The 24793-nt window shown below is 55.4% G+C and carries 19 protein-coding genes and 1 tRNA gene; 12 read left to right on the top strand and 8 right to left on the bottom strand.

Annotated features, from left to right (window positions below):
• Nucleotides 1–684 precede the first annotated feature (684 nt).
• A complete protein-coding gene (locus LA5095_RS11430; RefSeq protein ID WP_055114994.1) occupies nt 685–1383 on the bottom strand; it encodes a hypothetical protein in 699 nt (232 codons plus the stop codon).
• 477 nt (nt 1384–1860) lie between these two features.
• On the opposite strand from LA5095_RS11430, the gene LA5095_RS11425 reads away from it, so the two are divergent.
• The 9 genes from LA5095_RS11425 to LA5095_RS11385 all read left to right on the top strand — a co-directional run bounded on the left by LA5095_RS11425 (nt 1861) and on the right by LA5095_RS11385 (nt 12515).
• Nucleotides 1861–3465 carry a hypothetical protein gene (locus LA5095_RS11425; RefSeq protein ID WP_055114992.1) on the top strand — a complete coding sequence of 535 codons (1605 nt, stop codon included), beginning with the start codon at nt 1861–1863 and terminating at the stop codon, nt 3463–3465.
• A 3-nt stretch (nt 3466–3468) separates the two neighbouring features.
• Nucleotides 3469–5724: a hypothetical protein gene (locus LA5095_RS11420; RefSeq protein WP_144435957.1), complete on the top strand. Its 2256-nt coding sequence runs from the start codon at nt 3469–3471 to the stop codon at nt 5722–5724.
• On the top strand, nt 5721–7238 hold the full coding sequence (locus tag LA5095_RS11415; RefSeq protein WP_055114989.1) for a hypothetical protein: 1518 nt from the start codon (nt 5721–5723) through the stop codon (nt 7236–7238). Before LA5095_RS11420 ends, LA5095_RS11415 begins: the two co-directional genes overlap by 4 nt.
• The gene (locus LA5095_RS11410) at nt 7201–7968 is read left to right on the top strand and encodes a hypothetical protein (protein WP_055114986.1); all 768 of its coding nucleotides are present in this window, start codon (nt 7201–7203) and stop codon (nt 7966–7968) included. Before LA5095_RS11415 ends, LA5095_RS11410 begins: the two co-directional genes overlap by 38 nt.
• Complete coding sequence (locus LA5095_RS11405) at nt 7965–8780, top strand: hypothetical protein (RefSeq protein WP_055114984.1); 816 nt, start codon at nt 7965–7967, stop codon at nt 8778–8780. The genes LA5095_RS11410 and LA5095_RS11405 overlap by 4 nt, the downstream gene beginning before the upstream one ends.
• The gene (locus tag LA5095_RS11400; RefSeq protein ID WP_055114983.1) at nt 8781–9635 is read left to right on the top strand and encodes a hypothetical protein; all 855 of its coding nucleotides are present in this window, start codon (nt 8781–8783) and stop codon (nt 9633–9635) included.
• Entirely contained in the window at nt 9632–10480 is an 849-nt protein-coding gene (locus tag LA5095_RS11395) for a hypothetical protein (protein ID WP_055114981.1), read from the top strand. Before LA5095_RS11400 ends, LA5095_RS11395 begins: the two co-directional genes overlap by 4 nt.
• A 12-nt stretch (nt 10481–10492) precedes the next feature.
• Nucleotides 10493–11818: a hypothetical protein gene (locus LA5095_RS11390; RefSeq protein ID WP_055114978.1), complete on the top strand. Its 1326-nt coding sequence runs from the start codon at nt 10493–10495 to the stop codon at nt 11816–11818.
• Nucleotides 11819–11888: 70 nt separating this feature from the next.
• Entirely contained in the window at nt 11889–12515 is a 627-nt protein-coding gene (locus tag LA5095_RS11385) for a hypothetical protein (RefSeq protein ID WP_144435956.1), read from the top strand.
• A 599-nt stretch (nt 12516–13114) separates the two neighbouring features.
• On the opposite strand, the gene LA5095_RS11380 is transcribed toward LA5095_RS11385, so the two are convergent.
• A tRNA-Arg gene (locus tag LA5095_RS11380) sits at nt 13115–13191 on the bottom strand.
• A 408-nt stretch (nt 13192–13599) separates the two neighbouring features.
• Between LA5095_RS11380 and LA5095_RS11375 the strand changes: the two genes are divergently transcribed.
• Both LA5095_RS11375 and LA5095_RS11370 read left to right on the top strand, forming a co-directional pair.
• The gene (locus LA5095_RS11375; RefSeq protein ID WP_144435955.1) at nt 13600–14418 is read left to right on the top strand and encodes a hypothetical protein; all 819 of its coding nucleotides are present in this window, start codon (nt 13600–13602) and stop codon (nt 14416–14418) included.
• Nucleotides 14419–14482: 64 nt separating this feature from the next.
• A complete protein-coding gene (locus LA5095_RS11370) occupies nt 14483–15916 on the top strand; it encodes a M48 family metalloprotease (RefSeq protein ID WP_055115621.1) in 1434 nt (477 codons plus the stop codon).
• Here LA5095_RS11370 and LA5095_RS11365 read toward each other — a convergent pair.
• The gene (locus tag LA5095_RS11365; protein ID WP_055114972.1) at nt 15897–16982 is read right to left on the bottom strand and encodes a helix-turn-helix domain-containing protein; all 1086 of its coding nucleotides are present in this window, start codon (nt 16980–16982) and stop codon (nt 15897–15899) included. The two genes, LA5095_RS11370 and LA5095_RS11365, sit on opposite strands and share 20 nt — an antisense overlap.
• A 155-nt stretch (nt 16983–17137) precedes the next feature.
• On the opposite strand from LA5095_RS11365, the gene LA5095_RS11360 reads away from it, so the two are divergent.
• The gene (locus tag LA5095_RS11360) at nt 17138–18163 is read left to right on the top strand and encodes an alpha/beta hydrolase family protein (RefSeq protein WP_055115619.1); all 1026 of its coding nucleotides are present in this window, start codon (nt 17138–17140) and stop codon (nt 18161–18163) included.
• Between the two features lie 33 nt (nt 18164–18196).
• Here LA5095_RS11360 and LA5095_RS11355 read toward each other — a convergent pair whose 3' ends face one another.
• The 5 genes from LA5095_RS11355 to LA5095_RS11335 form a co-directional block, all read right to left on the bottom strand.
• Entirely contained in the window at nt 18197–19060 is an 864-nt protein-coding gene (locus tag LA5095_RS11355; RefSeq protein WP_055114970.1) for an RNA polymerase factor sigma-32, read from the bottom strand.
• A 226-nt stretch (nt 19061–19286) separates the two neighbouring features.
• On the bottom strand, nt 19287–19883 hold the full coding sequence (locus LA5095_RS11350; protein WP_055114968.1) for a CarD family transcriptional regulator: 597 nt from the start codon (nt 19881–19883) through the stop codon (nt 19287–19289).
• Nucleotides 19884–20339: 456 nt separating this feature from the next.
• On the bottom strand, nt 20340–20672 hold the full coding sequence (gene fdxA / locus LA5095_RS11345) for a ferredoxin FdxA (protein ID WP_055114965.1): 333 nt from the start codon (nt 20670–20672) through the stop codon (nt 20340–20342).
• A 222-nt stretch (nt 20673–20894) separates the two neighbouring features.
• Nucleotides 20895–21260: an RNA-binding S4 domain-containing protein gene (locus LA5095_RS11340; protein ID WP_055114963.1), complete on the bottom strand. Its 366-nt coding sequence runs from the start codon at nt 21258–21260 to the stop codon at nt 20895–20897.
• 47 nt (nt 21261–21307) lie between these two features.
• Nucleotides 21308–24541, bottom strand: coding sequence for a helicase-related protein (locus LA5095_RS11335; protein WP_055114961.1), 3234 nt, complete (start codon nt 24539–24541; stop codon nt 21308–21310).
• Between the last annotated feature and the right edge of the window lie 252 nt (nt 24542–24793).

Genomic DNA, 24793 nt, shown 5'->3' with positions numbered 1-24793 from the left:
CGGCCAAAGGGACGGCTTGCGCGCTTTGAAAAGAGGAAGGATCTCAGCCGCGAAAACCCGCCCAAGGTCACTGCGAAAAGAGTTGAGCCAACGCTACTATGCTGCTTGCCCGCCTGGCTCAATCTACCATTTGCTGCTGTTTGGATCTGTCCAAGACCTGCCGCGAAAAACAAAACCCCATAGCCTGGAGTGTGCCGACCGCGGGTTCCTGCATGGGAGGCTTTCGTACGCCTCACGGCACCCGAAACCCTTAGCCTTTTCGGACCTACAAGTGACTACGGTCAGGTCGCAAGAGCCGCCATTATTTGCGCCTTTATTGAATACCAAAGCAATGAGTTCTATCACAAAAACCAGACAAATTCACCCGGAGGACGTCTAGATCGTGTGTGGTCAGATCAACCTGCTCGCACGCGAAAAAATCAAGAGAAAGACCATGAACTAACAGTGCTTTCAGCAGGATAGATACGCAGCAGTGCCGAATTCCAAAGACGCCGAACGTTCTGGTGACCAGGAGGGATTAAGTCTCAGGTCAGGTCAGGTCAACACGGAGAGAATTTGTTCAGAACCTCTCAGGGGATGGAATGCGAAAAAGGCACTCTGGTTATCGTCGAGCTTTTTCGATTTCACCAGGCTAGTTACATAGCGAAGTAAAGGCGGCAAGATTCAATTGAGTCGAATTCCTTCTCAACCTCTTGGGATTTCGTTCGGGAAATAATCATCAAACAGTTGGCGCAAGGCGGTTGCAGCTTCGGCTTTGGCCCGCTCAACGGCGTACTCGATTGCGTGGCTGATAATGGTTAGGGCTACATCCTGCGCAATTTCGGTATTTTCCGCGACTGTCTCGTCGACAAATGCGCGGGCAAGTTCGTCCCCCACGTCTTTGCCTTCTTCCCAATAGCAGGTTGCCAGTACAATCCCCATTTCCCGCAGGCCGGGAAATCCGAGTTTGGCAATGTCGGGCGTATCGACAATTCGGGCGAGCACGCGAACGTCGGCTTGTGAGAGTTGGCAGAAGGACGGCGTGTCCAAATAGCAACTGCTGTGCGAGTCTATCGCCGCAGCCTGAATGGCGGCGCAGTCGCAGCCCTTTCCGCTGCCATCGCTGTGAGCAACATACGCTTGCGAGATACGGTCCTTCAGGCAGAGGAGCGTTTTGTCACGCCACGCGGAGCCGTTTGCGCTAAAGCTGCTCTCCGCGCCAAACCGAGTGCAGTATTTCGGCCCGAAAGTCCCGGAATAATTATGGGAAGTAGCCGCGCAGTTGCAATTGGCTTCGATACAGTCCGAGTAGACCGCGCAGGAACTCTTCTCATTGGATTGACAGGCCGATTGGGCCCAGGCCAATTGGCTTGGAAAAAGCATCATAACAAGTAATGCAAGCATAGATCTCATTTGAAAACCCCAGATGTGAACCCAAAAAATCAGTCTTAGTCGGTACCGAGACGGTTGACTGACCGCCGTTTCCCAAAATGGTAGAAACGGTTCGATCCGATCCGCGAGCGTCGCTTGCTAGTTTAAGAGAAAGTGCAAGAGTCTGTCGATGTGTATCAAAGATTGCAATGACGGTTGTTAAAACGTCGCCCTGTGTCACCGGAGTTTGACCGGAGCATGAACGATTGCCGAAAACTGTGCTGACCCAAATCCGGTGCCCGCAAAGACGGGAACTACGGCAGCCGAATGAATCCAGCAGTCCCAACATGAACTGACCCTAAGGAAACTGCCACAAATGCAAGTCATACGTGCTCAAGATTTTTTTTCTTGCAATTTTTATAAAGTACCTGAATCTTATTGCGACTTAAAGGTGGGCTGGAACTAATTTGAATAGTTCCTTTTCAAGATCAATGTAGGGTATTGGCATCGATGCTGGGCGGGTTTGAAGATTCTCTGAGTGTTTTTGCTGATTCCACATTTACTTTCTGGGCATCGATTGTATTTCTTTTGCTGGTTACCGCTCTGATGGTTTCCGCGCTCGCCAGGATCTTGGAGGGTCGTCGATCAATCGATGAACTCACCAAATCGGTGGCAGAAATTGCACAAATCCTGAAGAAGCGCGAAGGCGAATTCAGCGGTCCGACCGTCGATGACTTTAACCAAGTGCTGCAGAAGAGAAAACCGCCTGTGCATTACCTTGCACGGGTGGAAATCGCCAACGCGTTGACAGGTTATTCTGACCAGTTGGTGCTGCGGACAAAAGAAGGCCTGGTAAGTCACGCACGGTTGTCCGACGTGTTTTCAGGCGCTCTGCCGGCCCGCATCATCGACGCCCCAGGTGCAACAGCCATGTCACGGCGGTTTGTTCAGCTTGGTCTGACCGCATCCGTCTTTTTCATCACCTTGGCGCTGATCTCCATTTCTCAGGACTTGTCGGGATCTCAGGAACGACTGATTGCCTCGATCTCCGGGAAGTTTTCCTTCACCTTTGTCGGCTTAGCGGGCAGCATCATCTTGCAGGTAATGATCGCATGGCACTTGAAAAGGGCAACGCGGGGATTCGTCGAGTTCGAGGATGCACTCAGAGTAGAGGTCAATGTTCGTTCGATCGGCGTCAGCGCCGAGGTGTATACGCTTGTTGAGGAGCAACGCCAGACCAACACTGCGCTTACTGGTCTGTTCGGGTCCTTGGAAACCACCACCAAAACATTGGAGGCGACGGTTGGTGAATACAACGCGGCGACACGGACCCTCAAAGACGCCTTAGCCGACGCGAAGCAGGTGATTGAAAGCGCCGGCGAGACGGCGGATCACACCCTGAAAACCGCATCTCAGGAAGCGGAAAAGGTTGTGAAACACTCCGCGGAACAGGCCGAAACCGCAATCAAGGAAGCCAGGCATGCTCTGGAAAGCGCCCTTCAAGCCGTCAGAGACGCCCCAGCGGAAGTCTTGCAGACAGCAGCGGAATCCGCGATCAAGTTCGCCCAGCAGTTTGGAAAAACAATCTCCGAGTCTGGAGATCAGTTCAAATGGGCGGTCGACGGCGCATCAAGTGATTTCAAGGATAAGGTGGATGCAACCGGAAACAACTTCCACGTCTTGATCGCCGGCAAACATCAGTTTGAAGGCGGCGACCTGCCAACGCCGACAGCCGAAACCTTTCGTCAGCAGGTCCTTGACTCTGGCGAAACCTTTGAAACGCGAGTCATGGACGCGGCCCGGCAACTGGAAGCCACCGGGACTAATATCCGAGAGGATTGGAACCGGTACTTGGGTGTCGATGACGCGGCAGCGCCGATCGGTAAGGAGATTGCCGAGAAATTTGAAAGGGTTGTCACCACAACTACCAACGCGGCACAGGGCATTGTCGATCTGAATAAGGTCTACCAGAACAGTGAAGGAAGTCTGACGCTGCTAAACGCCAAAATCGGCGCACTCGATTACCAATTGGATGAGTTGAAGAAGCTAAGACGCGAACTTTCCGGTGCATTGGAGCCCGGGAACGACATCCCCCCCACCGATGAGATCACTTAAACCATGGAAGTCGTTCTTGCCCGAACTTGCAACAGCAATTGCTCGACTGAGCAAGCGAGCTGCCTTGCAAGCCGGCTTGCAGCACTGATTAACACTGGCGAATACTTTAAATCTCAAATCATGACTGCGCTGAGCGGATACAGCTACGCACTTGGCGTGGTTCAGTTTGACGAGGCGCGCAACGGCTGGATCCTCTCCGATCAACCTGCATCGCACCCGGTGCTGACGGTTATCGCCGCCGATAATGCCCCGCGGGACGCTGAAGCTGAAGCGGCATTTATGTCTCAACTGGCCTGCTTGCCGTGGACCCCGGACATTGTCCTGGCCCGCCTGCATGGTGGTGAAAAGAACTTCGCGAAAATCGAATCCTTGGTGTTGCATCACTATGCCGGTGCCAATCTTCGCTGGGTCAGCCTGGACGAAACATCCAAGGACACCCAGAGCCCGCTCTGGTGGTCTATGCAGGCCACCGGGAACCGCATTAACGTTCTGTCAACTGGCGGAGTCATGTCAAGGAAGCTGCGGACTTTGCAGCAGAGTCTCCAGACCGGTGGCTTTGAGGTCGATTTAGTTGAACTGTCCCAAGAGACCGATCCTGCAGGTCCTGAGGCACCCCTCATTCTCGACATTAGCGCCGATTGGGCTTTACCGCCGAAACGGCGGTTATCGAAAGCAGCGAGCAAAAAAAACGATGAGGCGTTTGAAGCCTGGCAAAACACCCGGATTTTTGCTCTTTCCGAATTGGAAGCTGCGGTAAAGGGCCAGATCGTTGTTTTGCTGCCAGAGCCGGAGACGGAAATCAAGTCTATTGTCGACGGAGTGTTGCCCGAACAATACGCGGATCTGAACCTGACGCGGCTGCCGCATGAGGCGTTCGTGCCGCTCGGATATCAGGTGAACAAGCTTGGCGATAAAACGCGTGCGAATCTTGCAACGGTGTTGGCTGGCGACAGGGACGAACTGGAAGAACGGCTTGCGCAGCGCGAAGCTGAAGGACGTGCCTTCGAGGGCGCCTTGACTGTTGCCGAGCACAGAAAGGCGGAAGACACCGCCAAGGAGGCTGGCGATCTCCAACAGCAAATCGATGAGCGCATCGATCACGCCCGTATTCGGATTGGCCAGATGGTCGAGCACATCTTTGCCGATCTAAAATCCAGACTGGCCGCCGGAAACTACAGTGGCGTCGGTGGAAAAAAAAAGGGGCAAGGTAGCCGCGATTGGGGGCGCTGGGGCGACGACGCTGTGCGAGAAGATTGGGTCGAGTGGGAAGATGATAGCAAACGCAATTTTCTTCAAAGCCGCTTGGATGCGTTGAAGACCGTTCGACCTTCGGAAACGGTTACGGAATTCATAGCAGACGCCCTTGCCGAACGGTGCTATCAGACGGCACATACCGCGGGCCTTATATACGAGCTTTACTTCGCGACCATCTTGAGCGGAGAGATCGCCAATCTCGAAATCGCGGTCGCAGCGAACGGATCGTTGCCAAGGTCATTGCGTAGAACAAGTACCGTTCCCGCAGACAGGGCCGCCGCCGCCATGTCGGCGGCCAAGATCAAGGCTTCGGTCGCAAAGCCTCCGGAGATTGAAAAAGTGCCGGCGACGAAAAACTTTAAACTTCGGTCGAAAAGCTATCGGACTCTGGTGCGCCAAGGCCTTAAAATCGGTGGCGTCTTCGTATTAGGAGCATCGATCTTAGGTCTGAGCAAGGAGAATTTGCTTAAGGGAGTACCTGCCAACGGCTTTTTAAGCAACCTCCTGAGTTTCACACCGTCGATCTCGGCCTGTAGTACCGATGTCGGGCAGGCGTGTTTTATGTCGCTGGCCTTGGCAGGCGGCTTCTGGTTAGGTCTTCTGGTCGTGGCGGCGCTCCCTGTTTGGTTGGGGCTCTTGACGGTCCGCGACATGCAGGGCGAAAAGCTCGATAAGTTGCGCGATGATACCCACCGTGTCTATGAGGCTGCTGCCACGACGTTGATCGGTCCGGCGAAGCAGGAGTTTCTTCAAGCAGTAGAACGGGATTTGGAGATACTACGGGCGCAGCTCAAGGCTATTGCGACCGGGCTTAAAGCAGACAAATCGCGCAACGATGCTCGCGGAACTGGACGGTTGAAAGACGCGTTGTCGGCGTCGAAGACCGCAATCAATGATTTGTTGGCGGAAATCAAGGAAAATGAAGCGGTGGTGAAATCCAGCCGGTCCGATGCCAAAAAATCGCTGAGAAGCAAAATCCGTCTTGCAGGATTGGAGCTGACATGAGCAGCACGCACCTTCTCGTTTTTGAGTATGATGCCGAGTTCAGTACCGTTAAGGCGAACCTCATCGCGGACAAAACTGTCTGCGCGGATAGCCGCACGCGCAGGACAAGGTCATTCGATCCGCTGCCGGTTATTGGCGCCCGCAGAAAATCCAACGACACAGCAGTCAGATCGTCCTGGTTGGTTGGAAAAGAGGCAGAGGGTCTCTCGGTCGTGCAGTGGGATGTGACGCAGCATCAAGAGATCAAAAAACAACTGATCGATAGAGATCTGCTAATGACCGGTCTTGTTCTGGAGATCCTTAAGACGGCGGCCGCGGACCTGTTCCGTCTGGATAGCATAGATGTCCTGGCCATTGGTCAGCATTTTCATGCACAAGTTGATGGCTCCGGTAAATACCCTTGGCCAGGTGCGATTGCCCCCTGGTTTGGATATGCTCTGCGCCGCATGCGTGTAAAAGGCCGGGCCGCTGCAACCCCCAAACTTTCCGATTGGGCGAGGCGTGAAATCCTGGAGAGGGGAAACTGGAAAGACCTTGGACAGCGTGACCAGGTCCCGACGGCTGACGACGGCGATGCCCCGGCGCTTGATCTCGAACGCGACGACAATCTCTTTCTAGCGTCGTGGTTTCGAATTAATGAAACGCCTGTGCCCTACCCTGTCGTTACAGAGGCTTTTGGGAAAAAAACTCCGATCGTTTCAAAATCAGAAGTGCCTCCGTTAAGGGCACAGGTAGCGCTCAGTATCGACAAGACTCCGCAGGACTACTGCATCAATATCTTATCGCAAAGAGTCTCCGAAGGCGATGACCTCGTTAAGTCTGGTTTTGTGTTAGTCGACCTCCCCGTCCTTACCATCATGATCAAACCGCGTGCCGGTCGATTGGGCGAAAGGGGGGCGGAAGTAACCGCCGAGTTGTCAAAATCTTCGCTCGCGTCGGCAAATCCGCGTGGGGGATTGACCCAAACCCTGGATATCGACCGGTTTGGAAGAGTTTACCTGACATACAGGGATGACGAAGGCAGAGCGATACCGCTTATACTGACCAAGTGCGCGGCTCAAAAGAGCGTGAGCCGGCTCTACGTCGCCAATCTTTTTTTTCCAGGTTACGACGAGACCGCACCTCAAACGATTGCCGCAACATCGTTCAATGGAGGCCCTTGTGAGACCGCGGCCGATGACATCACGCCTTATGGCCGGGAAGTCGAGCCGCTTCTGATCGATACTGCTGCTTTCGAACGCCTCTTAAATAATTTGTTGCTGCCCCAAAACGAGGAGCGGCTGAAGGGCATTTTGCATGACTGCACTAGCACGCGGGCGCTATACGACAACTCCAATGATCTGCAGAAGAGAGCCAAGACCGTCCGCCGCAGACTGATTGAAACATGCATCGAAAGTCTTCCGGAGGACATGCATGACTTCGAGGGAATTCTAAGTTTTTATGGTTTTAACAGCCAAGGGCAAAAAGAGGTGACGGATGGAGGACGACCTCGAAACGGTATTGGAACAGATTGAGGGCTACCTGCAGGATGCGCAAGGCTTGGTCAACGCGGCCGAGAACGCGGTCTGCACGCTGGAAGAAGTAGTAACCAATCAGTTGCAGCAATCAGCGGGTACCTTATCCGCGGTGCTAGCAGCCGTGGCCACCATCCAACTAGTGACAAACGAAGAGGCCCTTGAGCATGAATTCGGGCAAATCGCGGAAGCTCTCTTTTTGCCTGTCGAAGAACACATCGATAAGGCGATCGAAGTCCTGGAAACAAGTTTTGATCCCCTCGAGCCCATTGACACCCCGGAATCGGAGGTAGAGGAAAAGTTCGACGCGTTGGCCGAGCTCGTCAACGATGCGACCGACGATATTCTGGAAGCAAACGACCTCTTTAACGGCGCCATCACGGCTAGCAGTGACACGTTTACCGCCGAATTGGAACAATGGCGTGAACAGATTGCGACGGCACAGGAAGGCCTTGAAGAGACGGTTGATGCGTTTCTGATCGAGCGGGGCGATGAGCTCTCTCGTCTGGATCAAGAGTTGTCGGACCAGCTCACCGGCAAGCTTGGAGCAGACATGAGTAATGCCACACAAACGATCGACGCATGGTTCACGAAAGCAGAAAAAGCAATGGACACAGCAGAATCCGTTCTGAACAAAGGCGTTGGCAAAGTCAATGACGTCCTTGAGCCCGTTGCCGACCTCCAGGAGAAGATCAAAGCCCTGAGACCCATCATGGAATTGATGGCATGACCGACCTGAGAGCTTTGAAAGCGTCCCTTGAAGAGGTCAAGGCCTCGGCAGGTGAATTGCGCCAGACCATTGAAGTTTTTGGCACGGAAACAGCCAGCATAGCCGAAAATGTGGCGGACGAGGCCGGTGCCATTGAGCTTCCCGAATTCAGTCTCGACCTCGACGAGTTGGATGGTCTCACCGGTCTGATCACAGAACTGGGTCGACTGACCGGATTGCCGGAAGTCTTTAGAGAAGAACGCGACAGCCTTGCGCAGCAGGTAGCCGAGTTGGAAATCGCGGCTGCGAGCTTCTCCGAAGTCACCGATGCGCTTTCGGAAACAGTGGAGACCCAAACTGAGAGCTGGGTTGAAGTTGTCACCGACACCGAAGACCACCTGTCAGAAGTCGAAAGCGCCATTTCTGACGCGGGCGCCGAATTGGGGGATGGTTTTGAAGAATTGTTAGAAACACGGGTCAAACAGGCGGCGCATGAACTGCTTGAGTCCCTCGTGAACGTTATCGACGACCTGATGGAAACCGCTCTGGACGCCGGTGAGAGCGGCGCCAACGCGGTGGGCGAGAAGGTCTCTGACGTCCAAGAGGAGTTCAAAGAACTTTGTGAAGGTTTGATACGGGACCAGATCGAAGAAGCGGCCCGGAAAATCGTCTCCGAGGTTCTTGAAGATGTCGTCATGGATTTGGGGTTGGACCAGGCAGTGTCTCAGGTTTGTCTTCAACTAAACACCACGCTAGCGACGATGGCGCCGAATGTCGGTCCGGCTATAAAGGCGGTTAGCACGGTGAAAAAACTGCTCGCAGGGGGGCTTTAGATGGTCACACAGGAGCGTATCGACAATCTTACAAGCATAGTACTTTTAATCGACGGAACTCTGTCAGACCTAACAGAAGGAATTGAAAGTACATCGCGCCTTGCCCGGTCGGCTGAAGCCGCCGCGTTGACAGCGCTTACTCAGTTCCAAGGCAACCTTGATCTTGTTGGGGACGTCTTGGACGGCATGAATAATAGGGTTAGTAATCACCTCACTGCGCTTGACGCCGGATTTGGCGAAGCTGCTGAAGAGCTCTCCTCATTCTCCGCCGCCGCTCGTGAAGCCTTGCCGACCGGTGAAATCAGCGGCGAATTGCAGGCTCTCATTGGAAAAACGGAAACGTGCCGGGATGAAATACTGGAGCGGCTCGACACCGTGAACGAAGAACTCCAGCAAGCGCGCGAAGTGTATTCCGAGGCGCTGGATGAGGCAAACGAACAAATCGGCACGTTGCTGGAGACAACGCAAGCCACGTTCGCCGAGACGATCCAGTCTCTCGACGAAACGTTGTCCGAAGAGTTTTTGGAACCAATGCAATCGGCCGTTTCCGACTTCGTATCGGCAACCAGCGACGCCATCGCCAAGCAAATCGAGCAGTTGCTCTCAGAGTATTTTGAGCGGCTTGCAAGCGATGTCGCCTTAGCCTTGCAAGCCGCGATCAACACTTTGAAGGACTATCTGGAGGATTTGGTTGAACAGTTGGTGACCCAGATCACGGACGATAGCGCCCAGAGTGGTCAAGTTCGCAGCACCCTGGAAAACGCAATCAACAGTCTGGAACCCGTAACGGATATGCTTGAAGAAGTGTTCACCGCTTTCAAAAGCCTCGCCAGGAGCGTGGGGGTGAGTTTATGAAAACAACACAGGAGCTTGAGGGTCGTTTTGAAGCTGCCGAGGCCCAAGCAAAGGACGTTGTTGCCAGGCTGAAGGCGCTGAACGGGCGCTCGGTGGACGCCCGGGGTCGCATCAAAAAAAGAGCTGACGCCATTGTGGTAATCCTCGCCCGGCTGGAAGAGGTAGGTGCCGCAACCTTGGAAAACCTCGACGCTGATAGGATCGTGGACGCGCTTGAAACAGCGTTTGCAAAGCGTGCCGGCGCGGTGACTGGCAAACTGGGAGACCTTGCCGAGCTGGCGCGCGACTTGCCGGAGCGGGTCGGCCAGATTGCACCGCCAGAGAACCGAGCCAGCCTTGAAGAAAAAATCGATGACTTAACGGAAAGGGCTCGAAATGGCGCTGAAAGCGTTGCGGACACGGTTGCCTCCCGGCTCGTGACCGACGGCGTGGAGGTGACCGCCGGCAACCTGACAGACACGGTCGAACAGGTCTCAGACGCCTTCAATTCGGCGCGGGAGGAGACAACGGAAGCTTACGACACGTTGGGGGTGGCCGCTTCTGAACTCGGCGAACAATGCGTCGATGATTTTGAGGCACGCACTGCGTCGCTTGCACAGGCTTGGGAAAACCGCGCGGACAGTGTTCTTGAGACGCTGGAGAACCATTCCGCCAATTATGCTAACCGCGCCGAGCAACTTGCCGACCGGTTTCGTAGCCTGCAAACCACCATCCTTGCGCTGTTCGCTGAGCTGTCCGACCGCAGGGTGGAGTTGAGCGATCTGCTTGAAGACAATACTGGCGCCTCTGGCGAGATACTTGAAATCGTCGAATCCGCCACAGATGCACTCAAATCGGTTGGTTGATAAGGGCAATCTATGCGTTTGGTAGAACCTAAAGAAGAAGGCGGCATGGAGGACCCAGCAACTCTTGGGTTCGTAGACATCCAGTTCGGGCTTGTCGCGATCCTACTCTTGGCAGTTGCTGCGTCTCTAGGGAGCCTCCAGAGTATAACCAGTCAATTGCGGACCGCCGGCCTGGGGTCTGATTATCTTCTGTACGAGCTGCGATGTGGGCCGGACAAGGAAGACTGCGTTGACACTTTTCCAGGGCATAAGGGAGCTTTCTCAAGCGAAATACACATAACCGTTCCAGATGGAGAGTCAGTCGCTGTCCTCACGTACAAAGCTTCGAATGAGTTTTCAAAAAGACCCGAAATTAGACGTACCGACCGATACGGGGGACTTTTTTCTGCGGGAAAAATCGAACTTCCAACGCTTGAAGATGGCAGTATCGCGGCGATCGAGCAAATACGCCAACGGATGACAGACGTTCTTCCCTGTTTTGCACCGCTTGACATAAGTGTCCGGATGGATGCGGACGCTATTCAGGAGATGATTGATACGTGCAAAAGCGCTGTATTTGTGCGCGGTCGAGGATTCTTCGAGAGCCAAAGCGCACAGAACGCCAGTGACCGCGACTACGTATCTGGGCGCGCATTTGCCGGGCTGGACAAGATTTTCATCGAGGGTCATGCGGACGGTCAGAAACCTACGAATAGAAAAATGACACCTGCTGACGAGCAAATGAATGCGAGGCTCGCTCAAGACCGTGCTCAGATGGTGTTGCTAGCGCTTTTGGATCCAAATCCTGTTGGAGTAAATGACTTGGCACGCGATAAACTCGCCGTTCAGCTGGATAGCATCGCCGATAAACTGAAAGCCGGTCGATCTTTTTTGAGCCCTTTGACCGATTTAGTGCCGTTGCGTGAACGGCTCGCGCATGAGTGCCGTGTGTATAGAAGTGGCAATGACGACTTTCCCGAAGCAGCAGAAGCTGAAACTGGGGATACCCCCCATTGGTGCACCGCAATACTCGGCCTGGAGACCGCAAATGCCGATGGCAACCGCCGTTTTCTGCCGCGGATTTTTGCCCTCAGCGACTTTGGCCGTTTCAGCCTTCGCTATGGCGAGAAACTTACGTCTTCTGCGGGGGATCCCCGGGATCGTCGCGTGGAATTCCGGGCGATGCCGGCTTTCGTTCCGAATAAAATTCTCGAACACGCCGGAAACGGACAGAAAGGCCTCTTTCACCTGTTCACTGCGGCAGCAGTCATGGCCCTACATGAATGTGACAAGACCCGAGGAACAAACGACCATTGTATTAAGCAATTGAACCAATTGGTTTTTGCACAAGGGCAGTAGCGTGATCGAACGATGCAGCGCGTGCAAAAAATCGTCAAAACGCGCATAGGAGGTATTGATGAGATCCTTTTTGAACAGTCTGACCTGCACCCTGATTGTATTACTCTTGGCTCTGTCAGACAGTGCCCTTGCCGTCGGGAAGAAGGGCCCGGAAACGGTCGCCATCGGCGGCGTGAGCCCCGGCAACTATCTTTTTAAGGATATTCGCAATTCCCCGATGACCGCCGATATCGGCGACGGGGTCATGGTCTATGCTGTTACCTTGCTTGCCCGCTGGTCAGGACCGAACGAGAAAAAACCAGGCCATGCGTATATAATCTTGTCCGAGTGGCGCCAGCAAGGCAATGCGGTGTTCTGGCAGCACCCGCTCTTGTTCGGAATGAACCCTGAGGACGCGAAGAAAATCGCCATCGATGCAGCTTTACTGAGATATAAGCTGGTTCTGAAGGACCGTGGCGCGGAAGCTGTGCTTGAAGATGAGAAACCGGCTGTTGCGATCCAGCTTTGGGTGGATCCAGCGCAATATGACGCAGTCCTCCGGAAGGTGGAGAAATGGCGCGGCAAGACATATACGTTAACCTGGTCTGACTGCCTGTCATTCGTTCGTGAAGTCGCCGCCGAGTTGAACCTCAACGTTCCCACCCGCGGCGTGGACTACCCGGTCACCAATCTTAAGAAAATCCTCGACGCCAACTAAGAAACAAAAGCGTTTTTTGGGAGTTGAAACCGCTTGCCAAAAAATTACTTCGAATTTTGATTTGTGCGACAAACTATAGCCCAGGTCGTTCTTGTGAGTACACTATTCGAGACTCCAGCACTCGTTGGAAGATCCTCTCCGCAAAGTTAGTAGTATCGTTTCGCTTTGTCGAACCAAGACAAGAGAGGTGCGTTGACAATAATTGCCCTTACATCGGCGCTCCAAACTTCGGCCCCGGTGCAATCAATCGAAGGACTTCATGCCAAATTGGAATAGGAATGAGTGTCAAGTGACGAGGAATCGGATATGGAATTCGATCGTGCCTGCATGAATTTCAATAAATTTGCTGGGTTCAGACGCCAAACTAGTTGCCATGAAGGTCTGCTTTAACCAACAAAGCGCTTAAAGCTGCCGATCCGTTTCCGGCCCCAAAAAGGTCGTTGCGTTGCTTCACCACTCATTTCTTCGGTGCAACTAACCTAGTCATCACGTCGAAAGCCCAACTGCAGCAACAAATAACTGAGTTCCCTTGTTGGACGCCACTTGGACGCCACTCGTTGGGTGTGAAATTCATCCACAGGCTAAGATATTGAAAAAGCTGGTGACCCCGACAGGATTCGAACCTGTGACCCTCAGATTAGGAATCTGATGCTCTATCCTGCTGAGCTACGGGGCCTGATCGGGGTCGATTAACATGATTTGCGCGACTTTGCGAGCCCCATTGAATGATAGGCAATCCGGAATGACACGGTGTTGCACGATTGCTGCTCCGCCCTGGAGTTGAATGGAGGAGTGCACCGTTTCAGGGCTTTGTCTTGGACTTGCCTTATTCGCTGCTTAGCAACTGGATCAGTGCGAACCGCTCGCAGGTTGATGAGCCAGACCGATATCTGCCGACCGACTGGCGGGAGCGACCGGCTTTGCCGGAAGATTGTGGCGGCCAGGCGTCGTTCGGACGTGAGGGGAATTGGTGACCGGTACATGCAGTTTACATTTTTTTCGGGAAGGTGCCGGCAACGGCGCTGTCATTTTCCGAAGCTGCGCGGTCATATCTTGCCTGTTCAGTCTGTTCCTTGGTGTCGCAATGCCAGCAAAGGCTGACGGTGAATCCCTTCCCGTGTCCGGGGCGTTTGGTATTGATGATGGCGTCTCATCCTGTGTCGACGATCAGGCAAATCATGCCGAGATCGTCTCATGGGACAAGGAAGGTGTTTTTCAGGACGGGGAGGGGCGCAGCTTCATCGCCACCGATCTCCAGGTGCTCACGACCGGAGCCGAGCGCGCACCATCGGCAATCCGGCTCTCGGCCAAGAGCGGTACCCGTCTTACGGCGGTTCCAATCGACGAGCCGAACCGATGGGGCCTGATACCCTCATGGATCGTCATGCAAAATGGTGAAGATGCTGATCTTCTGCAGGTGCAGATACTCAGGGACGGTGGAGCGATCTTTGCACCCGACAGAGCATCGCCCTCTTGTGCTGACCTGCTGCGAAGCGCGGAAGAGTTCGCCAGGAAGTCCCACGCGGGGATTTGGCAAGGCCAGGCTGGCGCCGGGGTTTTCCAGACATCGGCGCCGAAATCCTTCGACGGCAGGGCGGGACAGTATGTGATCGCGCGGGGCCGCATAGTTTCGCTTGGAAAAACCCGCAGCACCCGCTATCTCAATTTCGGAAGACACTGGAAGTCCGATTTGACGGTAACGCTCAAATCCTCCGATGAAGACAGGTTCAACGAAGCTCTCGCCCTGACCGGATGGCAGATCGAGGATCTGGCCGGTCATGTCGTTGAAGTAAGAGGTGTCTTGCAGGAAAAAGACGGACCGTATATTGCGCTCCGGCATCCCGAGCAACTGGTGGTTCTCGAACGCAGAAGGGCAAAACGTGGCGGTCGATACAGCAACTGATTTCCGTCGCAAGCACCGCTTCGGCGCACTAGCTGCGGACCTTCGCGTCACCGCAGGCAACTGGCTGCGCGCTGTTTTCGTCGCCGGTTTGTCGCTGACCCTGGCGTCCTGCCAGCTTCTGGGTGATGGAACCAGCGTTGGCACTGTGACGCCGGGCACCTTGCGCCCGGGCCTGACCAACGATATCGGCGCGCGTGAACATCCTCGCGTCGTTGCCACCTATGGCGGGGTCTACAAGGATCCCGGCGCGGAACGGGCTGTCGCAAGTGTCGTCGGCCGCCTGGTGGCCGCCTCGGACGATCCGTCCCAGAGCTACAAGATCACGATCCTGAATTCTCCGGCAATCAATGCCTTCGCGCTGCCGGGAGGGTATCTTTATGTCACTCGCGGTCTGCTGGCGCTCGCGAACGACACCTCGGAAGTGGCCGCTGTTCTCGCGCATGAAATGGCGCATGTTACCGCCAACCACGCGATCAAGCGCCAGCAGCGGGCAGAAGCAAAGCAGCTTGCCAACAAGGTCCTGACGGATGTTGTTCAGGATTCCGAAGAGGCCCGGAAAGCGATCGTCTCGTCGCAATTGTCGTTCGCCAGGTTCAGCCAGGTTCAGGAACTGGAGGCGGATGCGATCGGCGTGAAGACGCTGGCCAAAGCAGGTTTCGATCCCTATGCAGCTGCTCGTTTTCTGCGTTCCATGGCCGCCTATGCGCGTTATCAGTCCGCAGATTCGTCATCGTCCGGTGCGCCCGATTTTCTGTCGTCCCATCCATCGACCCCGGAGCGCCTGCAGATCGCAGTCCGGTCCGCCCGACAGATCGGAGCGCCAGGTATCGGCGAACGTGATCGGGACCGATACCTCACCCAGATCAACGGCATGCTGTATGGCGACGATCCGCTTGAAGGTTTCGTGCGAGGGCGATCCTTCCTGCACAAGGCACTTGGAATCGGATTTACCGTACCAAAGGGCTATATTCTGGAAAACTCCACAGAGGCCGTGCTGGCAAGCAACGGCGACGGCACGGCGATCCGTTTCGACGGTGCCGATGTCAGCGGATACTCAAGCCTGGCGGACTACATGAATTCAGGCTGGATCAACGGGTTGCTTCCTGAAAGTGTCCGCGAGACGACCATCAACGGCCTTCCGGCTGTCACCGGCGCTGCAATCACCCAGGGCTGGTCCTTCCGAATTTCCGTCGTGCGCATTGGCCGGACGGGATACCGGTTCATTTTTGCGAGCAGGTCGCCAAACCAGGGCTTCGATGATGATTTTCGTGAAACAGTCGACAGTTTCCGGCAGCTGACGCCGACCGAACGGGCGCGCCTTCAGTCGCTGCGTATCAAGGTGGTCAAGACAAAGGCAGGCGACACGCCGCGCAAGCTGGCGATCGGAATGAGCGGTGTGGAACCGTCGCGAAGGCTGGAATTCTTCTCGATCCTGAACGACCTCAATCGAAACAAGGTCATTCCAGCAGGAACCGCGGTCAAGCTTGTGGTGGACTAGATGTCGTTCCCGGCTTGTCGGATGGAAGGCTGGCTACCGGTTCAGCCTGGTAATTGGCGTCGACATGAACCCAGGTGCTTGGTGTTTTCGCCGTTACCCGCGCAAACTCCCGATTGAAGTTGGATTTCGTGTTGAACCCGCTATCCAGCATTGCGGTCGTGACAGATGCGCCCTCCCGAAGAAGGCTGCAGGCGTGCAGGATCCGGTACTTGTTGATATAGCGCGATACATTCTCACCTGTCGTCTTGTTTATCGCCGTTGAAAGCTCTTTTGCGGGAACGTGGAGGCGCTGTGCGAGCATTGCCAGGGTCAGGCCCGGATCAAGGTAGAATTTTCTGACAACAAGCAGCTCATCGAGGCGCCTGACGAGGTCGATTTCCAATTCTGTGACCGGTTTCGCCGGTGCCTGCCCGAATTCATCCTCGCTCGATTTGTCCAAACAGGCAGGCGGCGTCCGCAGGTCCGGAGAAACGCTCAGCAATCCGATTGCCAGAAGCGAAGCAACCGAACCGGCGCTGATGATTTTTGGGGCCCAACCCGGACTGCCGGTTTGAAATGCATAGCCGATGACAAGATCCGTCATGGCGGAAACCAGCAGCGCAATCGAAATAGCCATCCAGATCCGCTGGGGTACTGCGCCGGATTCAAGTTTGACCAGCGGTAGTGCATCTTTATGGGCGTGCAGGCTGAGGAGAAGCGCCAAACCATAGCTCAGGAAGATCGCGGCAAGGACAATATCGAGGGTCACGGGTGCAAACAGCACGCAAAAGAAGACGAAAGCCGGACCGAACAGGTGTATCCAGTCGCGCGCCGGTGTGACCTGCCGAACAGAGGCGGACATGTAGGCGACAAAGGCCAATGGAGGGATTGTCGAAGCCAGGATTGGCTGCAGTTGGAAGGCGAAGTGCAGACCGTAATACTGGCCGGCAGCGACAACGAAGTTTTGCAGGGCGCACAACAGCAAGAGCGTGGAAAACAGCACAGGCCGGTTTCCTGCAAGAATTGCCTGGACGAACAGAAAGCCAAGCACGAGGGCAACGATCAACGGCAGGGGCAGAACAATCATCTTCGTCTCGGTTAATGCAATGACGAGACAACGCGATAGGACAAAAACAGGTTCGAGGCGACCTAAATCCGGTTTTAGGACGCCAGATCGAGAGGCGGGTGCCAGAAAAAGACCATCCAATCAGCCAAGCGCAGATCAAGAAAGGATGTTCGATCATGAAGCGTTTTCTCTTTGCCCTGTCTCTTTTGTCAGCAAGCGTTGCCAATGCCGATGAACAGGAGTTGGCCGGCTTTGACCGTTTCCCGGTATCCGCGACACACAGGCCGTCGCTGATGCAGGGATCGATCTGGTATCCCGCCGGAACCAGAACCTATGCCGGTTTTATCGGCAAGAACCCGCTCTTCAAGGGTACCAAGGCAATGGTGGGAGCCGGTATGAAGAAAGGCCGCTATCCCGTTTTGTTGTTTTCCCATGGGTCCGGCGGCAACATGGATACCCTGTCCTGGATGTCGTCAGCGCTGGCCAAACGAGGCATCATCGTTGTTGGTGTCAATCATCCAGGATCAACTTCCGGAGATTCGTCACCACGCCGGTCCCTGCAACCTGCGGAGAGGGCAGCCGACCTCAGTGCTGCTCTCGATCACCTGCTGTCCGATCCATTTTTTTCGCAGTTCATCGACGAGGAACGCATTGTTGCTGCAGGCTTCTCGCTCGGGGGTGCGAGCGCCCTCACACTGGCCGGAGTTACTTTTGATGCGAAGGCCTATGCGGAATATTGCAGTCGCTTCGAAGGAACCGCTCAGGATTGCCTGTTTTTCGCCAAGGGAGATGTGGACCTGGTCAGCATGGCGGACGGTCTGGAAGAAAGCGGTCTGGATACGCGTATCGCAGGCGTGATTGCTATTGACCCCGGTTTCACATACGCGGTCGACGACGACAGCCTGTTGGAGACTTCAATCCCCATACAAGTGATAAGTCTGGGCAGGGAAAACCTGTGGCCGGCGACGGATGTCGGCGTGAATGGCAGCAATCTTGTCGGGAAACTGAAAAACGCGAACCATGTCACGCTGTCTCCGGCGCATCATTTCACGTTTCTGGCCGAATGCACGGATCGGGGCGCCAAGTTGCTGAAAGACGAGCAAGACGACCCGATCTGCGATGATCCCGCCGGCACCGACAGGGCAGCCATTCACGGGAGGATCTCCGATACGATGAGCGCATTCGTGTTACAGCTCAAATAAATTCCTGCGCCGCGGAGGGCTGAAAACAGCCGGTTATGTGCTGTAGACCGCCTTGTCGGGTTGTTCGGCAAGGAGAGCCGATTTCAGTTTCTCCATGGCGCGGCTTTCGATCTGGCGCACCCGCTCCTTGGAAATTCCAAGCTTTGCACCAAGCGACTCGAGTGTTGCACCGTCTTCGGAAAGGCGGCGCTCCCTCACAATCCTGAGTTCGCGCTCACTCAACACCCTGAGCGCCGAGCAAAGCCACTTGTGACGCCGCTCGGAGTCGATGTTGCCGGTGACGATTTCGTCCGGCAGGGGCGCATCGGACACCAGGAAATCCTGCCGGTCGGCACTTGAGCCTTCGCTGTCGGCGACCGGTGCATTCAGGGAGGTGTCGGGCCCCGACAGACGTGCGCTCATCAAGGCAACATCGGACTGCTTGACGCCGATTGCGTCGGCAACCTTCTGGTGCAGTTCGCTGTCCGTGAGCGGTGTCTGGTTGCTGGAGAGTTTCGCACGCAAGCGGCGCAGATTGAAAAAGAGGGCTTTTTGCGAAGAGGACGTGCCGCCGCGAACGATCGACCAGTTGCGCAAAATGTAATCCTGTATTGAAGCCCGGATCCACCAGGTGGCATAAGTCGAAAAACGGACTTCCCGCTCCGGTTCAAACCGGGCGGCTGCTTCGAGCAGACCAACATGGCCTTCCTGGATCAGGTCGCCGAGCGACAATCCAAAGTTCCGGAACCGAGAGGCCACGGCAATCACGAGCCGCATGTGCGACAGCGACAGCTTTTCCAGTGCCTTCTCGTCCTTTTGCTCGCGCCAGCTTACCGCGAGCTCCCTTTCCTCTTCACGTGTGAGGTAAGGGGCTTTCATTGCCGCTTGAACCAGTTGCCGCTTTTCGTTTCCTGACATGATTGGCGCTCCGATGGGATCTCGGGAGAATTACGTACCGAAGCGTAGGTTAGATCACTTGGCAGGGGCAATGGCGCAGATTTTGTGCACTTCTGCGTGATTGCCGCGCGAGCGTAAACCCTTGTCTACATTGCCTGACGGGGTTTGAAGAGTAGCCCTGAACAAAAAAAGGCCCGGCAAATGGCCGGGCCTTTCAACTGTCAGTGACAGTAAAAACTGCTCGATATCAAGCAGCTTCTTCCTTGTCTTCATCATCTTCTGCTTCCGCTTCGGCTTCAGCTGCTGCTGCAGCTTTCAAGCGACTCGGTGATTTCGCGAGGTTCTGTTCGATCTGTTTGACCGCTTCAGTTTCAGAACACTTGTTAACAGCAGCGATTTCGCGCGCCATCCGGTCGAGAGCCGCTTCATAAAGCTGCCGCTCGGAGTAGGACTGTTCCGGCTGACTGTCAGATCTGAAGAGATCCCGAACAACCTCGGAAATTGCATTCAGGTCGCCAGAATTGATCTTTGCTTCGTATTCCTGTGCACGGCGGCTCCACATTGTGCGCTTCACGCGCGGGCGGCCGCGAACCGTTTCCAGAGCTTTCTTGACTGCTGCCGGATCGCCGAGTTTGCGCATTCCCACTGATGCGATCTTTGCAACCGGAACGCGGAGGGTCATTTTGTCCTGCTCGAAAACGATGACGAGCAACTCCAAAGAGTGGCCCGCAACATTCTGCTCTTCGATCGCGGTAATCTGGCCGACACCGTGTGCCGGATAAACGATGTACTCGCCGGTCTTGAAACCTTGACGCTGCGCGGCCTTTTTGGGATTCGTTGCCATACTCGTATTCTCTCCTGCGCAGTTTTCGATCCGTTCGGACCGGTGTTGGACCGTTGAACGGTCACCTTAATTTTGCGACACGGCATCCTGCCGAGCGATCCGATATGGAACGCCTGTTGATATGCGGCGTGTCAGGGCTGGTCAGTCGTCGATTTCCACTATAGAACCTTGTTCAGTCGATAAGCGCTGTCGGGAGCCGACGCATCCGGTTTCCCAGGGATCCGGACCACGTTTTCGAAACTCCGTTTTGGGGGTTGTTCTCGTGGGTGACGACTGTTCCCTATATGTAACATACTTTTGTGGAAAATTAAAGTGTCGCGCTTTCGTGGTGCACAATCACCACAAAGCTGTGCCCGCCGATTATGTGCAGGGTATTGAAATTAATGGTCAAATATGATTCGCAATCGCCGAGATCACGCATGCGGCAGACCGCCGCATAGGTAATATCTGAACGAATCAAGTCGGTGGATTCGGTGAAAAATGCTCTTCAAACTTGTTTTCTTTACCGTCGAATTCCTCAGCAGTTGGCAACGGGTCTTTCTTCTCGGTAATGTTCGGCCATTTTTCCGAGTATTCCGCGTTTATCTCGATCCACTTCTCGAGGCCCGGTTCCGTGTCCGGTAGAATGGCTTCTGCCGGACACTCCGGTTCGCAGACACCGCAGTCGATACATTCATCCGGATTGATGACGAGAAAATTCTCGCCTTCATAGAAGCAATCCACCGGGCAGACTTCAACACAGTCCGTGTATTTGCATTTGATGCAATTGTCTGTGACGACGTAGGTCATCGGTATCCTCGCTGCGTGCCGTCGCGAATTTTCGTGGCTGTTGCGCCCCTCATTCGCCCGGCGGTCGTTTGCGTGCGGCACTTGCCTTTCGTGCGCACGAATTCATCCATAGATCGGTGTTGGGTATCGTTTTTGCCTGGCACACGCAAGCGCACAGGTTGACGCAATCCTTGCCGACAATAGAAAGTTATTCCGTTTTATCTTCAAATACCGGATTCAGCATCAACTTTCACTGCGAAACGCGTCCATCTTGCGCCGGTCGCGCTTGGTCGGCCGCCCGGCACCGGCCTCCCGTTGTCCAGGTGGCGGTGGTGGCGATTCCTTTTTGGGCGGCAGCGGAGGTGAAAGGTCTTCGTAGAGTTTGCGGGCTTCCTCGAACGGACCGCGCCGAGATCCGAGCCCGGCAATCTTCAGAACCAGAACCCTTCGTTCCAACGCGATGGTCAGCACGTCACCGATCCTGACGGTTTTGCTGGCGGATGAAATCTTGTCCCTGTTGATCCGTACGTGGCCGGTTGTCGCCAGTTTCTGGGCAAGGGACCGGGATTTGGTGACCCTGGCGTACCAGAGCCACTTGTCGATGCGCAGACTGCCACCGTCTGTTTCAGCGGCAGCTTGTGTGCGACCGGGGGAAATTACTTCTTGTCCTTGTTATCCATATCCGCCTTGAGGGCCATGAGAGCGGCAAATGGCGAATTCGGATCGATCGGTTTGTCCTTTGGCGGATTGTTGCGGCGGTTTCCGCCGTCAGATCCCCTGTTACCACCCTGATGGCCGCTCCGATTGCGGTTCGGTCCACCCTTTCCGCCACCTCCCTTGCCGTGGCGCTTTTCACCATGACCTCCTTTGGGACCATGTCCCTGGCCCTTGCGGTTGTCACCGCGCCGCTGATCCTGACGTCCACGTGGTCTCCGGTCCTGACGGCCCGGGCGCCAGATCTCGATCGTAACCGTTTCCATCTCGGCAGGTTCTGCTGCAGCCTCATCGGACGACGCGGCAATCGTGGCCTCGGAAGGGGCGGCTTCTGCGCCTTCAGTTTCTTCCTTACCGGTGTTGTCACCTGCCGGAGCAGAGGGCGCCGCGTCTTCGACGGGCTCCGTCGCTGCAATGGCGGGTGCCTCTTCCACAATGGTATCGCCGGTGGCACCTTCCGTCGGCATTGCCGCCGCCGCGTCGGAATTGACAGTTTCAGCAACACCCACAAGGTCTTCGGAGGAAGGCTCCGCATTCATTTCGACAGGTGTCGTATCGTCGGTTGAAGAGGTGGTTTCTTCGCCTGTCGCCCCGGTATCTGCCGCCAATTCTTCCGTGGCAGATGTGCTTTCACCCTTCGCTTCCGGTTCGACTGCAAGTGTTTCCGCAGCTTGGGAAGCGTCTGGTTTTGCGGTCACCGGACGTTGTATTTCCTTGCTTTCGACCCGATAACCAAGCGACTTCAAAACAGCGGAGAAATCGTCACCGGCGCAACCCAGCAAAGACGTCATGGCGACGGTCACCATGAAACCGCCGCCCTGTTCGATCGCACCTTCCGGCGGGCTAACTTCAGCATCCAGAGGCTTCCACGCGATCAACGGCCGGATCAGGTCGGCAAGACGCTCCAGTATGTCGACGCGGACGGCCCGGGGTCCGCACACACGGAAACCGACAACCTTGTACAGTGCCTTGTCGATGGTCTCGTCAACTGGAATAGACGTTCGTCCGGACGCAGACAATTGCGGCAGTTCGGTCATGCCGTTCATATCCAGCGAACCGTGCTTCAAGGCCCAGAGCTGAGCAAGAAGCTGGCTTGGTGCCGGCTTCAAAAGAGCAGGAACAAAAATCGTATAGGCACCGAAACGGACGCCATGCTTGCGCAGCGACGCACGCATGTCCTGATCAAGCTGGCGAATTTCGTCAGCGGCGTCCTGGCGTTCGAGAATGCCGAGCCCCTCGACTATGCGAAAAGCAATGCCGCGGGCGAGCCCCTCGAGTCCTTCGCCGGATTTCAGGTCGACCAGCGGTTTCAGAAGTGTATCGATCTGGGCTTTCACCCAAAGCTCAAGCCGGTTCTGCACGGTATCGCGCGCCGGTCCGGTCAGGTGCTCGTCTGCAAGCAGCAATGCTGTCGGTGTCAGCACGTCTTCGCCGGCGACCAGTTTGGCAACCGGTTCACCACGCCAACGGATCGCGGCTTCCGATGTCAGCACGAAATCGCTGTTTTCCGATTTGCCGAGTTTCTCGGCCCGGGATTCGATTTCGGTGGTCAGGGCCTTTTGTGCAGCGGCACGAACGGTCTTTCCGTCCGGGCCTTCAGCTGCCGCATCGGGTGCAAACCGGAAGCCAAGCAAATTTCCGATGTGCTGACCTTCTACGAGCACATCGCCACTCGAGGTAATTTCTGCTTCCAGCATTGCGTTCTCTCTCAAACGTCGCATCAATACACTAGTCCGCCGGTCCACGAAACGTTGCGTCAAGCGCTCGTGAAGGGCGTCTGATAGTTTGTCTTCAATGTTGCTCGTTTCACCCTGCCAGTGGGCCGGATCGGCCAGCCAGTCGGGGCGATTGGCAACATATGTCCAGGTCCGGATATGAGCAATCCGGTTGGCGAGAGTGTCGATATCACCATCTGTGCGGTCTGCGAAGGCCAATTGACGCGTGAACCAGTCATCCGCGATGCAGTTGTCCTGCATCAGATGGGTGTAAATGGTGTTCAGAAGCTCTGCATGGTTGGCCGGGGCGATCTTGCGATAGTCCGGCACCTGACACACATCCCATAACAATTCGATCGCTTTTTCACCCTTTGCCATGCCGGAAATTGCGGTGTCACGCAATAAAAGTTCAAGAGCGGTCACGTCATCACCCGTCGGTGCACGGGCGAGTCCTTGTTCCTGAGGCACCGTATCGAGGCTTTGCCGCAATGTGCGCACAGATGAAAAATCCAGCGAACTGTTGCGCCATTGCAGCACTTTCAGGCTGTCGAAGTGGTGGCTTTCAATCTGTTCGACAAGATTGTCGTCCAGCGGATCCACACGGCCGGTCACGCCGAAGGTCCCATCCTTTGTGTGCCGGCCCGCCCGCCCGGCAATCTGTCCCATTTCCGATGGAGTCAGCTGACGGTACTGGTAGCCGTCGTATTTGCGATTTCCGGCGAAGGCAATGTGCTGTACGTCGAGGTTGAGACCCATGCCAATCGCGTCGGTTGCAACGAGATGGTCGACGTCACCGTTCTGGAACAGTTCAACCTGGGCGTTGCGCGTGCGCGGGCTAAGCGAGCCAAGCACGACGGCGGCGCCACCGCGCTGTCGCCGGATCAATTCCGCAATCGAATAGACTTCATCTGACGAAAAGGCGACCACGGCAGACCGCGCCGGCAAGCGCGACACTTTTTTCGACCCGGCATATTCCAGGACGGACATGCGCGGGCGCGTGACGACATTTATGCCCGGGAGCAGCCTTTCCAGCAGCGGACGCGCAGTTGCAGCACCCAGAAGAAGCGTTTCCGATTTGCCGCGAAGGTTCAGAATGCGGTCGGTGAAGACATGTCCGCGGTCAAGATTACCGGCCAACTGCACCTCATCGATCGCCACGAACTCCGTATCGAGATCGAGCGGCATGGCTTCGACGGTGGAAACCCAGAAACGGGGTTTTTCCGGAATGATCTTTTCTTCGCCGGTGATCAAGGCAACCGAGTCCGAACCGGAACGTTCGACGATCCGACCGTAAACCTCGCGCGCAAGCAGGCGCAAAGGCAGTCCAATCAGGCCGGATGACTGCGCGAGCATGCGCTCTATGGCGAGATGGGTCTTTCCGGTGTTGGTGGGGCCAAGGACAGCCGTGACGGTGCGGGACCTGGCCGACGGTGGCAGCGGCAACGTTTGTGGGCGTGACATGGAATTGGTTTTGATCGGCTTTCTTCGGGCTCTGCGCCTATATCTAGTGCCGCGTGTCTAGCACAGGCCGGACGACAATGTCGCCATTTCTTTTGGTGAAATTCTATCGAATCATAGCAAACAAAATTCTTGTGGAGAACGACTCCAGAACAAACCGAAACCGAATCGCGGACTCCGGACGATTCAGGATTTGTTCCCTACAAGATATGGTCCGTGCGCTGATTTGCCCCACGAAATCCTGAATCTGGTCAA

This window comes from Roseibium album, from assembly GCF_001404515.1.
Taxonomy (GTDB): Bacteria; Pseudomonadota; Alphaproteobacteria; order Rhizobiales; family Stappiaceae; genus Roseibium; species Roseibium album.
The sequence above is the reverse complement of the archived record's forward strand: the minus strand, read 5'-3'. Positions and strand labels throughout refer to the sequence as shown.